14 protein-coding genes are annotated in these 11936 nt (G+C 63.6%); 2 read left to right on the top strand and 12 right to left on the bottom strand.

Features of this window, described 5'->3' with window-relative positions; all coding sequences use genetic code 11:
* Positions 1-63 precede the first annotated feature (63 nt).
* From ACNAOU_RS25405 to ACNAOU_RS25365, 9 genes are all read right to left on the bottom strand, one after another.
* Positions 64-507, bottom strand: a complete 444-nt coding sequence (locus ACNAOU_RS25405; RefSeq protein WP_422759243.1) for a hypothetical protein — start codon at positions 505-507, stop codon at positions 64-66.
* Between the two features lie 597 nt (positions 508-1104).
* Positions 1105-1323: a hypothetical protein gene (locus ACNAOU_RS25400; RefSeq protein ID WP_422759242.1), complete on the bottom strand. Its 219-nt coding sequence runs from the start codon at positions 1321-1323 to the stop codon at positions 1105-1107.
* An 89-nt stretch (positions 1324-1412) separates the two neighbouring features.
* Entirely contained in the window at positions 1413-2144 is a 732-nt protein-coding gene (locus ACNAOU_RS25395) for a hypothetical protein (protein WP_422759241.1), read from the bottom strand.
* 76 nt (positions 2145-2220) lie between these two features.
* Positions 2221-2916, bottom strand: coding sequence for a DUF7007 domain-containing protein (locus tag ACNAOU_RS25390; protein WP_422759240.1), 696 nt, complete (start codon positions 2914-2916; stop codon positions 2221-2223).
* A gap of 55 nt (positions 2917-2971) precedes the next feature.
* Positions 2972-3484, bottom strand: coding sequence for a hypothetical protein (locus ACNAOU_RS25385; RefSeq protein WP_422759239.1), 513 nt, complete (start codon positions 3482-3484; stop codon positions 2972-2974).
* Between the two features lie 86 nt (positions 3485-3570).
* Positions 3571-3981, bottom strand: coding sequence for a hypothetical protein (locus ACNAOU_RS25380; protein ID WP_422759238.1), 411 nt, complete (start codon positions 3979-3981; stop codon positions 3571-3573).
* Positions 3978-4874 (bottom strand): hypothetical protein, encoded by an 897-nt coding sequence (locus ACNAOU_RS25375; RefSeq protein ID WP_422759237.1) that lies wholly within the window; start codon positions 4872-4874, stop codon positions 3978-3980. The genes ACNAOU_RS25380 and ACNAOU_RS25375 overlap by 4 nt, the downstream gene beginning before the upstream one ends.
* 732 nt (positions 4875-5606) lie before the next feature.
* Positions 5607-6230 (bottom strand): 5' nucleotidase, NT5C type, encoded by a 624-nt coding sequence (locus ACNAOU_RS25370; protein ID WP_422759236.1) that lies wholly within the window; start codon positions 6228-6230, stop codon positions 5607-5609.
* Positions 6231-6357: 127 nt separating this feature from the next.
* On the bottom strand, positions 6358-6954 hold the full coding sequence (locus tag ACNAOU_RS25365) for a hypothetical protein (protein WP_422759235.1): 597 nt from the start codon (positions 6952-6954) through the stop codon (positions 6358-6360).
* A 112-nt stretch (positions 6955-7066) separates the two neighbouring features.
* Between ACNAOU_RS25365 and ACNAOU_RS25360 the strand changes: the two genes are divergently transcribed.
* On the top strand, positions 7067-8524 hold the full coding sequence (locus ACNAOU_RS25360; RefSeq protein ID WP_422759234.1) for a hypothetical protein: 1458 nt from the start codon (positions 7067-7069) through the stop codon (positions 8522-8524).
* Here ACNAOU_RS25360 and ACNAOU_RS25355 read toward each other — a convergent pair.
* The 3 genes from ACNAOU_RS25355 to ACNAOU_RS25345 all read right to left on the bottom strand — a co-directional run bounded on the left by ACNAOU_RS25355 (position 8521) and on the right by ACNAOU_RS25345 (position 10767).
* Complete coding sequence (locus ACNAOU_RS25355; protein WP_422759233.1) at positions 8521-9105, bottom strand: DNA-binding protein; 585 nt, start codon at positions 9103-9105, stop codon at positions 8521-8523. The genes ACNAOU_RS25360 and ACNAOU_RS25355 overlap by 4 nt on opposite strands.
* 98 nt (positions 9106-9203) lie before the next feature.
* On the bottom strand, positions 9204-10061 hold the full coding sequence (locus tag ACNAOU_RS25350; protein ID WP_422759232.1) for a metal-dependent hydrolase: 858 nt from the start codon (positions 10059-10061) through the stop codon (positions 9204-9206).
* A 343-nt stretch (positions 10062-10404) separates the two neighbouring features.
* Positions 10405-10767 carry a hypothetical protein gene (locus ACNAOU_RS25345; RefSeq protein ID WP_422759231.1) on the bottom strand — a complete coding sequence of 121 codons (363 nt, stop codon included), beginning with the start codon at positions 10765-10767 and terminating at the stop codon, positions 10405-10407.
* Positions 10768-11140: 373 nt separating this feature from the next.
* Here ACNAOU_RS25345 and ACNAOU_RS25340 point away from each other — a divergent pair, with 373 nt between their 5' ends.
* A complete protein-coding gene (locus tag ACNAOU_RS25340; RefSeq protein ID WP_422759230.1) occupies positions 11141-11887 on the top strand; it encodes a hypothetical protein in 747 nt (248 codons plus the stop codon).
* Positions 11888-11936 lie beyond the last annotated feature (49 nt).

The following is an 11936-nucleotide window of genomic DNA, read 5'->3' as shown; positions in this document are numbered from 1 at the left end:
GGGCCCCAGACCCCACCCTCTGAGGGTATCAGTGAAGGGTCACAGGTAAGGGGCTAACCGGGCTCAGTCGGCCTGCTCGGAACGGTGGTCTTTCAGCCGCTTGTCGATGATGTCCCGGATCTGCAAGAGAGTTTCTGGACTTAGCTCCCCGAGCTGTCGGGCGGCATAGTTCCTGATCTTGTTTTCCCGCATCGTGGCCAGCAGCTCCATCTGCGCCTCGACCCTCACCGGGACGTCACTGTTCGTGTCCAGGAGATACTCCTCATTGACACCAAAGAATTTGGCGAGATTCTTCAAGAGCTCGGTCTTTTTGACAACTGGACCGGTCCCAGCCCGCATGTAGTGCCATCTGGCACGGGACAGTGGTGTCCCAGCCTCCGCCATGGCGTGCAGGACGTCGTTGACGCTGATTCTCCGGCCCTCAGCTTCCGCCGTATCCATCAGGAGGTTGATCTTCCTTGCCAGGTCGGCGCCGGGTGTGGACGTATGTTTCCCGTCAGCAGTCAATGGTGCTCCTTCTTGGCCTGCCTCGGCAGGCACTGGTTCCCCCAATGCATATTGCGTATACGACATTACCAGAATTGGACATGTCTAATTTTTTGGTGTCTACTCTTCGACGGGGAGAAATTGGACATGTCCAATTTTTCTCTAGGGGACATCTCGCAGCCCGTCTGGACGGCGGTGCGGTTATCGAAAAAGGGGACAACAGTGGGCGTACGAACGACGCGGAATGTAGTAATTTCCTGCGACGGGTCCTCTTCGGAATGCCCCTGCGGTGCCACGTTCAAGGCAAACCTGCACGTGGCCGCCAGTCTTCGCATGGCCATCCGCAGCGGATGGGATCTGACCGACCTCAGCCTGTGCCCTCGATGCTCAGCGGACGAGACTCCAGAGAGCCACTCTGCCAGGAGCCGGATCGACGGTACTGCCAGCCGGCACCCGCACCAGAGCAGGCACGCTGCCTGACCCCTCACTCAGATGGCGGGCATGATTTTGGGGGATTCCCGGCCGCCCAAAATCAGTCCGCCGTCCCTGGGCGCGGCTACCGGCAAACAGAGCAGGCCCCGGCGATGTGCCGAGGCCTGCTCTCTTAGCGGGGCGGTGTCAGAGGCCTTGGGTGATCTTGTACTCGACGGCGGCAACCGCGGCAGCTTCCAACTCGAAGCTATCCTCCGGATCACCGCCGTAGCTGAACATGGTGAACGTGCCACCGTCCGAGTCAAGGATGCTGAAGTGGTCGCTGGCGTTGCGGATCAGGCTGAAGTCCTGTCCGGCGGCTGCGAAGGTGAACTCGGGACGTACTGCGGCAATTGTTGTGGTCATGAACCTGATGTGTGCGGCGGCCGGCAAAGTTCTGCCCAGACGAGGGACGGACGAGGGGTCGGAGCTCCGACCCCTCGTTGCTGCGGTGTTTAGCCGTCGACGGGCACCACGGTCGCGCGGCGGGTCCAGCCGGCGTACTGGTTGGCGGCTTTCTGGGCCAGGTCCAGGCGGGAGGACCAGGAAGGGACACCGTAGCTTCCGAAGTCGTAGGTGCCGTTCTTGACGGCCTCGATGTCAACCTGGCTCTCGACGATGGACTCCTTGGCCTGCTTGATGCGCAGCAGCGCCTGGTGCTTCAGCTCCGGGACGGCTCGGCCGACCTTGCAGACGTCGTAGTCGAACGTCTCAGGGTCGTAGCAGCCCCGGGTGTCGCCCTTCGAGTTGCCGCGGATGGTCTCCAGCGGCTCCCGGCTGCCGTCGGCCGGCATCAGGTGATACTCAAAGCCGTAGTAGACCGGCTCGCCACGGTGGTCATGGTCCGGGTCGCTGTCACGGAAACGCTGCTTCTTGGCGAACTTTGGATCCTTCAGTGCCTCTTCGCGGGCCGCGATGTCTGCCTGGGCACTGCGGATCCGGGCTTCACGGTTCTTGATGACCAGCTCGGGCTCTTCGGGCCCGAGGACGACGGCGTGCGTGTACTCCTTGGTCTTCGAGGTGCGGGTCGCGACGGTGCCGTTGGGGAGGGTCACGGACGTGGTCCGGCCGCGGGAGCTGACCTTAGGCGAGGTCAGGCTCACTTCGGGCTCGGCATGGGAGGTGGCGGCGAACTGGCCACCGACGGGAACGCCCTTGGGCTGGCGGGCTGGGGTCTCTGTGCTCATGACTTTTCTGTGTACGGCCGGCGCCGGAAACACCGAAGCCGCCCAGGATTCACCTCGGGCGGCTTCGGCACCGTCATCAGCCTTGCGGTGTGAATTCCTTCAGGCCATACCGGGCCGGATCCTTGCCGACGATGGCCTCGTACTCTTCCGGATACCAGCGCCTGGCGATCTTGTGTGCTTCCGCGACGTAATTGGCCGGCAGGTCCTGGTGGTGGGTGATGGCGGCCTTGGCCCATGCGCAGTCCTCTTCGAACCAGCCGGCCGGCTCAGCCCAGGCCGGGTCGATCTCAGCGGCGCGGGTGTGGCTCAGCTTCAGGCCCCCATGGCCGGCGGTGTAGACAGCGTCGATGCCCACGGCGAGGGTCTTGGTCTCCTGGACCTTTCCCCATGGCGACCGGAACCCGGGAGAGATGTAGACGTGCTCGTGCTTCAGCGCCTGCGCACGGACGGTCTTGGCGTGGGCCTTGGCCTCGTCGAGGGATTCGAAGTGGGTCTGCTCGGCGACCTCGAGAGGATGCCGGCCGCGGAAGTCCACGACGGTGGCCCGGGCACCAGCTTCGCGGATGTCCGTGGTGACGCGGGCTTCGATGCCGTTCTCGGAGCTGAGGTACACGTCGGTGTATTCGTCACCGTCAAGCGTCCAGCGGGTGCCGTCGGCGTCCTGGCCGGGTGTCACCTTGGGTTCCAGGACGATGCCCGGTTCAGAGTGGGTAGTGGCGGCAAACTGGCCGCCGACAGGGATGCCCTTGGGCTGACGTGAGATTTCGGTCATGCCTGGTCTGTGTGCGGCTGTATCACTTTTTGGTTGACGGCACTCGTGCCACAGCTCAGTCGTCGGCCACCCAGCGGGTGCCGGAGGCGCGTTCCACTCCTGCCTTCCACTCCTCGACGCCGGCGACATACGGGAACGGCATGTCAGGGTGAAACTGGCGTGCGGTGTAGTCCATGACATGGGTTCCGTCGCGGTCCCCGGCCAGGAGTGCGACATGCTGGCCGCCCAGGCGACGCCGGCGGATCGTGATCTCATCAAGCCAGTCGGCGCCGAAACCGCAGGCGCCAACTTGTTCGATGATTTCGTTCGTGGCGGCCCAGCAGTTTCCCAGGGCCAGGCGCGGATCCCCAAGCTCTTCGAGCCGGACTGTCTCCTGACGGGCAGGGGAGTGATCCATGATCTCCAGGTCCGGATACTCGGCCAGGATCCCGCGCGCTGCCCGGAGCCGGCGTGCATGGATGGCTTCCGGTGTTTCTGGTGCTGTCAAGGTGGTGCCGGGTTCGGCACGGACTGCGGGGACGAAGCGTCCGCCGGCGCCGCGCGGGTGTTCCATGGCGGTGAAGGTCATACCGGTGCTGTGTGCGGCGGGGCCGAAAGGCGTCGAAACCCTGCGACCCAGCTTGACCGGGCGGCAGGGTTTCGGGGTGACTCGTCCTAGGCTGGGCGCTTTGTGGCCCGTTGGGCGTTCAGCAGCTGCCTGCACAGCTGGAAGCCGATGCTGTCCGGGTGCACGGTGCCGGGGTTTCGCTGTTCGTTGGTGACGACGGCGTGGATGGCGGCGTCCAGCTTCTCGTCGTCCTGGGCGGCCGCCAGAACGTCGCCAGCTTCATTGATGTTCGCCGTGCCTACCATCTTGTGCAGCACCTTGGAGTCGTAGGCGCCGCGGACAAGGCGCCGGGACATGTCACGCTGCTCTACCTTGGTCATCTCGTTCTCCGTGTACCGCCGGTAAACCTCAGCGGAGGCCATGCCAGGGGAGAGGGTCAGCGACGGTTCCCTGCGGACGTCGGGGGCGAAGCGGCCACCGGAACGGGTGCCGCGGGGGTGACGGGCGGTGATGCTCATGCGTTGTCACCGCCGTCGCGCAGCCAGGTCCGCAGCGACTCGATCCGGCGGGCCAGCTTCCGGTCCGGGTAGAAGGATTGCTGGTTTGCCGTCAGGGCTCGTTCCAGCTCGAGGTCGACGGCGGCTTTGTCGACATAGCCGCGGGTGGCCAGCCGGCCGACCGCAGGGTAGGCAATGATGCCGCGGGAGTTGCGTATGCCGTTGAGTTCCTTGGCGATCGCAACGGCCACGGCATCACTGACAGGACGCTTTCCGTGGCGTTCATCGACGTGGCGGGCCACCACGTCGGAGCCAAGCCGGAGGCCGGCGCCGCGGGCGACGTAGGGGTCTTCGATGGCGGTGGCGCCTTCGACCCGCTCGATGATGAGCCGGCCAAGGTTTTCGGAACCGAAGGAGCCGTGGTCGGATTCGTTGTGCAGCTGGACGATCTTGGTGCCGTTCCACGCGCCGTCCACAACCTGGCTTTCGGTGAGGGGACCATCCGGGAGCTGGGCAGTGCATTCGATGCCGGCTTCGCTCCAGCCTTCCTCGGTGGTCACGACGGCCTCGTAGCGTTCGGCGAGGAAGTCCTCGATGACGGGGCTGTTGTGCTCCAGCCAGGCGTCCAGGGCCTTACCGTGCAGACGCGGGTCGCTGTCGGTGATGAGGCCGGCAATGTTCACCGTCTTGGCGGGGGAGACCCAGTAGCCGGACCCGTCATCCGAGCGGCTCACGTTCAGCGTCTCGATGACGTCCCCGTCGGCGAGTTCGGCGAAGGTGTCGCTGTCGCCGGGGGCGAGGGTCACGGGGCGGTCGGCCGGGTCAAGCAGGAGGGTGGCTTCGGCATGGGTGCCGGGAGCGAATTGCCCTCCGGTGCTGATGCCTTTGGGCTGCCGGTTTTGAGATGTGGTCATGCCAGCTATGTGTGCGGCTGCCACCGAAAGGGGCTGCGGGTTCGGCCGGAAGGGCTTTGGGGCCCAATTGGTCGCCCTACCGCCTGGCTCCCACCGGCCGTCCGAAAACCCGCCGTCTGGTCGGGTGGAAAAGTCCCCGGAATGGCGGGGAATATAGGGCCCCTACTACTACTACTCTACTTAAACGACCAAAAAGATAGATATATATAAGGGGCCCCTTGTTCTCTTCCCTGGGGACCCCTTCCGGCTCTTAGTAAGAGAGTACTTTGGGGCCTTATATATATGTCCTTTCCCGGGTGGTTTGGGTCGGGTGAGGGTCATGCGAATACCAAAACCGCGCCACTGTTGGGAAGCAGGGTCGTTTTCCGGCACGACCGCCGGTAGTTCCACCGCTGTTCCCTGCTTTTTCGCGGTGGAGCGGTCCCTTTTCGTGAGAGACGGGCCTTTCTCCTCATGTGATAACCTGAGGAACGACATTGGCCTCTTAGAGACGATGGTTATCACATGGCTCCCGGATGGGGGCCATTTTGCTTTCCAGGAGCTTTTTCAGCACTGCTTTTCAGCACCGGAAAACGGATCGCGCCCATCTCAAAGGCGCCAGGGAATGCCGTCGGGTTCATCGATTTCCCGGAATTCGGGTGAACCACGGGCGCTGCGGATTGCACCGGGTGTTGTCCGGACATAGGAGAGGCCGCACCTTTCGGTACGGCTTCCAGTGTCGAGTTACAGTGCCTAAGCGGCGGCCATCTGCAAAAGGGGGTAGAGGGCTGCCTCCCAGTCCTTCCACTCCCTAAGCCTTGGAGCGTCGACGAGGGCGCGGTTGTAGGACTGGTCGAAGAGCAGGTGCGTCCACGTTGGCTCCATGTTTCCGGTGATGCCGGGCTTGTCGTCAATGAGCACATCGCCGCGGACCAGGGTCTTGTCATGGGTGAGGATGACCCTGTTCACCCACCGGCTCCCCAGGTGCTCCTCGATGGAGGCCAGCTTCTCGGAGGCGCAGGTCGGATGCGTCGCGAAAGGCGTTGAGCAGAAGAAGACATTCAGCCCGGATTCCTCCATGGCCAGGATCGCCTCGACAGCGCCGGGCATGGGCTCGAGGTTCCGGTAGAGGCCCTCGGTGTTCATCGCTTGCAGGAGGATGGCGCGGTCCCCGCCAGGACCGCACAGGTGGTTGTAGTCCATCTGCTCGCCCAGGGGCACGATCGGGTAGTTGGGATCCAGCTGCAGCAGGATGCGGTTGAGGGCGTTGCCCCAGTCGAAGAAGCAGCCGTCCATATCGACAAGGATCAGGGGCCGGCCGGGCAGGGGTGTAATCATGGGCTGCATGTGTGCGGCGTTTCCAAGCAATGTCTTCATGGCCGGACAATAGTGCCTGCGTCCGACATTTTGGCGGGCCATGACATTTGCGGTCCCCATCGTCGGGCAGGCCGCAAACGAAAGAGGGCCGCCCCCGATGGGACGGCCCTCTGGTTCGCTCTGGAGGTCAGGCCACCGCGCCCTGCTGGACGACGCTGGCATTGTCTGCCGCCACGGCATAGTAGGCGGCGGTGTTGGCGAGCAGTTCCCAGCGTTCCCGGTTCTCGTCCTGGCCGTTGTCCAGCAAGTCGTCCTCGTCGGCGTAGTCGGAGGTGTCGATGAGCAGCTCGTAGGGGTGCTCAGGGTTCAGGACGTGGCCGCGGTCTGCCCAGTGCTTCATTTCCTCGTGCACGGCGAAGCGGATCAGTTGGATGTGGTGCTCGCGCTGGTCTCGGGGCAGGTGGCACAGCGCCTCTTCAAGGTTCTTCACGGCCTCGGCCCGGGTCTGCGGGGCGCCGTCCTCCCCGGTCCAGTACTCCGGGTACGAGTCCCGGAGCAGGTCTGCGACCTTGCCGGCATTGATGGCGGCCTTCGCGGAGATCCGGGGCAGGGCCTGCAGTTCTTTGGAGAGGCCCGCTCCGTGGTCTGCCTCGAAGTCGTAGTCGAAGTCCGGGCCGTCGACGGGTGCCGGAACGAGGGCCAGGGACGGTTCGCTGTGCGGGACGGGGGCGAACTGGCCGCCGGTGGCGATGCCGGCAGGGACACGGTTGGTGATGTTCTCCATGCCGGCTATGTGTGCGGCAGGGCAGAGGCGCAGCGACGGTGGCCCGTACTAGCCTTGCCCCATCCGCACTTGACGCCGGATCAGCGAATGAAGCAATGAAGAGGAGGCCTCCATGGCCGATGCCAGTCGGGACGACCTGGATCAGCAGGCGTATGCCACGATCCGACAGGTGGCCTTCGGGCATCTGAAGATGTGGTTCGAGGGCGTTGCTTTCGAGCCGCTCTTTGGCCGGCACCACGACGTTGTCTCCGTTACCGCGTTCCCCTATGTAGGGCGGGCCGGCGGTGATCCCCTGTGGCTGACGGTCTGGCAGGGCTACCGGGACGGCACCGGCGAGGACGGCGGTGAGGAAGACTTCTGGCTACTGATTGAGAAATCCGAGCATCTGCAGCTCGCCAACCCCACCTGGCGGCGCAACGCCAGGCCCGTGTTCCTGCCCATCACTCCTGACGCACCCGGACTGGGTTTGACCCTGCCGGATCTTCAGCTCGATACGGAGCAACTACTCAAGCTCATCAGCAACATGGTCAAACTGTTGGTGGCGGGAATCCCTGTGCACCGCCGCCGGGCCCGAAGGGATGAAGCGTTCGATGCGCTCAACGCCGCGCTGCAGGGCGAGTTTCCGGAACTGGACGTGGAAGATGACGGGGGTGTCGCGGACCTGGAGCAGCTGTGCGCCGACAGCGACCTGGAATCAGTGGAGTTCGGGCCTTACGGCGCCCCCGGCGTGAAACCTTTCGCCGCAAGTACGTTCGTGGATGCCGGCGACCAGGTGCAGCTGACGGTCTGGTCAGACGATGACGGTGTGAGATGGGTCGACGTCTCCGGAGAGGTCCAGCGGATGGACGGTCCGGAGCTCACTGTTCCTGCTAGGGACCGTCAGGAAGCGGAACTGGTTGAGGAGCTGGTCGGGCAGCTCGGGGAGATCCACGACGTCGCCCGATCCATTTTTCATGAGCTGGACCCGGGCCAGCCGGAGACGGCCTTCGACCTGCTCAATGCGGTCGCCTACCTCGCCATGAACGGTGGAATGGGCAGCGATAACCTTGACGGGCGTTCCTGGCATTTGTGGGCTGACCAGTTCGGCAGCCACTGCAAACTTGGGTTCCTGGCCGGGGTGATGCTGGAGGAGAGCCCCTTCGGGAACCTGAACATCAGGGCCACCACCCTCGATCCGATCAGCAGGACATCAACAGACCTGCAGGTGTACTGGAAGCAGGATGACGAGGGCCAGATCCCGGAACACTGGCTGTCCGTTGGTACCGCAACTGCCCCCGCGCACGACGTGGACCCGGAGTACCCGGAGCTCCTTGCCGGGACTCCGCTTGAAGTCCGTGACTACATCCGGCACGCCATCGGACACCTGCACGAGATGGTGCACCTGGCCGGAAGCGTCCTGGAAGCTCGGACAGAGGAGGTCATCCAGTTCGTCGAAGCGAAACGGACGGCCGAGGCGGTGCCGACCTCTGTGGAACACGAGATGCTCAGGACCCCGATTGATGACGCAATCGCTGGCCTGAACGGCATGGCCAGGCTGTACACCGGGGCCATGCCCGGGGAGGTGCGCTAGTCCCGGGCTTTCGTCTCCTGCGCCTTGCTGGCTGCCAGCTGGTTACGCAGCTCGGTCAGCTGGCTTGACAGCCCATCGCGTTCCCCGAGGAGCCGGTCCCGTTCCGCTTCCAGCGCCTCGGCCCTGCCTTCGGCCTTGTCTGCACGTGAACGCTCGGTGGCGGTGGCCCCTTCGGCTTTAGCCACGGCCTTCAGTGCCTTGTCACGATCGTCTTCCGCCTTGCCGAGGTCGTCGGCCATGTCGTTGCGCTCCTGTTCAGCCCTGGAGATCTTCTCCTGCCAGCCAGCACGGGCTTCGGCGAATTCGGCACGGGCGAACGCCACCGCTTCCCGCCACAGGGCTGTGAACCGTGCCTGGACCGCGGGCGGTGCCTCCGGGACGGCTTGTTCCGTAGACTGTTGGTCGTTCCAGGCGCGGGCAGCTTCGGCGGCCAGGGACATCCGGACACCCGAACGTTCCCGGACGGCCCGTGCTGTTACCGGCACTCCTTCGGCTGCGAGGATTTCCGCCGCGGCGGCTGCGCGGTCTTCCGGCGTCTGCTCCTGCTGGGATTCTTGCCCCGGAGTCTGCTCTGCGTTCATCGGTAGCTCCAATCGTCAGTAACGATGGTAACGCCGTTACCCGTTACCGCTGTTACCGCCGCGCCGCCGGTCCTGGTGTTCCTCTAGCGACGCCCGGGTCAGCGGGCGGTGGCCATGGCGACGATTTCGTGAAGACCGGACTGGCCCATGCCCACCAGGGTGGAACCGACACCGAAGATCGCGTATGCGCCGATCGGAACCAGCAACAGCCATTCCCTGACGGATCCGGCGTGACCCAGGACCGGGATGGTCATGTAGCCGTTGGAGTGCCAGCACTGCTTGAGGAACGGCAGGTTCGCGATTGCCTTGGGAGGCTTGATGGCGAACGGCCAGGCGAGGTTGCATCCCTCGGTGGTCATCATGTCCCCGAGGATGTGGATGATGACCCCGATGCCCATGGCGATCGGGAACCACCCCTGTTCCTGCGGGGCGAAGAAGGTAATGAACGCACCCGTGGTGAGTCCGACCGCCCAGGGGGACTTGCGCATTCGGTCCGGGATGATTTTCAGGGCCTTGGCAGCGAACGCGACCAGCAGGACGGAGAGAATGCCGGCGCCGGGGTAGATGGTGCCGAAACCTTGCAGGTCGTAGGTCCAGAGCCCGGCAAGCCAGGCGACGAAGACGAACGCGGCGATGCCGATAACGGAGTGGGTGCCGTGGCGGTGGCCGCCTGCGACCTTGCCGATCCCGGCGCACATGGCGTTGGACAGCGGCGGCAGGGAGTGGGCAATGGTGGCGTTGTGGTGGTCAGCGTCCGGGAGCATCGCAGCCCCGGCTGTGACGAGGGCGCCGGTGACGATGCCGACCGGGCTGACGTCAAGCAGTCCGAAGCCGATGTCCAGGCTGTGCGGCAGGAATGCCGCCTTTTCTGCGACGGCTGAGATGTCGACGTGGATGTTGGTGGTCATGGCAACCCAGGCGGCGGCGCCGCAGGCTGCATGGTGGGCTCCCATCATGGCGGCGGGCAGTCCTTTCACATCGGAAGAAGTGGTCTCTTCTCCTGATGTGTGCGGCTGACCCTGTGTGACTCACCATTCCGGATCGGGAACGGCAAAGGCCGGGCAACCTTCACCGGTTGCCCGGCCCCTGGCCGCAAGCGGATGCTTTCAGTCGAAGAAGCCGGCGCCGCCGCGACCTCCTGTCCCAGTGACTGCGCCATCTTCTGGACACGTTCACCGTCACCGCCGTTCAGGGCGGTGTTCTCGACCTTATTCACCGGGCGTCCAGATGGGCCGAATCGATGACGTTCATTCGTGGACGCGCCGTCCGGCGGTGATGGAGGGGTGGTAGCCGGGAGACCTATACTCCCTGCGGCTGCCTGACGGGTGCCCAGCCGCGGGCGGACAGGACTTCGATAATGTCACGGGCCGGCGTTTCGTCCGGGTGGGCTTCGGATGGGAGCTTCACGTAGTCGGAATACGGTGTGGCGCTCAACTCGGCGACGCGCTGGGCGTGATCTGCGATCGCTGCATCGACGGCTTTGATCGCATCCGTGCTGGCAGGGTCGTCGGCGTCGTCAAATTCAGGTTCGGGGATCGTTGCGGTGTTCAAAGCGACCGCACCCTGCTCCCACCCCCAGATCTCAGTCCAGTAAATGCCACCGGCGTGCATGCAGTCACCGGCGTTGGCGCGGACATCGCCTGGAACCCGCAGGATCGTCATAGTCCCCCCCTTCAGTTTCATTGCCGTGGTCGTCGTGATCGATGTAGCCGACACGGGCGAGGGTTCCGATCGGGAGCGACTCCCAGTGAGCATCGGATCTGATAGTGCGCGCAGTAGTCATGAGCCTCATATGTACGGAGACCAGAGTTCCCCTCCCCGAAATGACCGGGCGGGGACGCACGAGACGTGGCGTGCGGTTCGCGGGCTGCAGGCCGTTGATCACACCCAGGACGGCTCTGCTGGACGGGGTTGGCTAGGACTCAGCTCTGCTCGGAATTAGAAAGGCTTGCCTTCGAAGACATAATCATCTCCAGGACTCGTGTTTCACGTAAAATCGCCGCAGTGGTCATGGCGGCAGGAAGCGGGTGAATTCATGGGAATGCTTGAGGACGCAAAGCGACAGCTTGATGGGGAACAGGCCCGCATGGTCTCGGAAGTCACTGCCAAAAAACGGTTGAGAGAACAGTTAGCTCTGGATCTGACACCGCTTATCCACGAGTTCGCAAATGCCTTAGACTTCACCGACAAAATGCTTCTTAGGTATTGGGATGGGGCGAAGTTCACGCTTACGGTGGGAGCCGGAGCCTGGAGCGATTATCCAAACCCTGAAGTTGCGTTCACTGTGTTCCGCGACGGAAGTTGGCTTTGGGACAGACATCCTGCCGAAGTCGATGGACTTGAGCCCGGAAAAGTCTACCCACCGGCAAGGCTTCGCGCCGAGCTCACATCCATACTGTCAGGTTGGGTTAAGTGGGCTAAAGCCAATCCCGACTTAAGTCCTCTTGAGAAGGTTGTCCTCGAAGGAATTGGTTCTGCGGAGGGCCCTGATGCGGTCTATTTGGCCCTGGCATCTGTGATGGAGCATATTGCTCCTAAACTGCTTCTCTCGCCAGAGGCCATGAAGTGGCGGGGGACCAAGGGTTGGGAGCTTCTTTTCGCTGTCTCGGACTCATATGGCCTGCGTGGACATAGATTTACCCAGGTTGTGTCAAAACGTGGTCGTTGGGACGAACGAAAATCCAAGACAGATGATCTTCCGGAGATCGCTCCTGCCGGGCTCATCGAGATGGCCGAGCGGTGCCTTGCCGGGGAAAATATTCGTCCATGGCATCGAAGGTAGAAGTGCGTCGGATGTCGAACTGGGGAAGGGTCCGATGCGCCAAAAGGCA

The sequence above is a fragment of the Paenarthrobacter sp. C1 genome, from assembly GCF_049315185.1.
GTDB classification, from domain to species: Bacteria; Actinomycetota; Actinomycetes; order Actinomycetales; family Micrococcaceae; genus Arthrobacter; species Arthrobacter nicotinovorans.
Note: the sequence above shows the minus strand (reverse complement) of the source record. Positions and strands in the feature narration are given on the sequence as shown.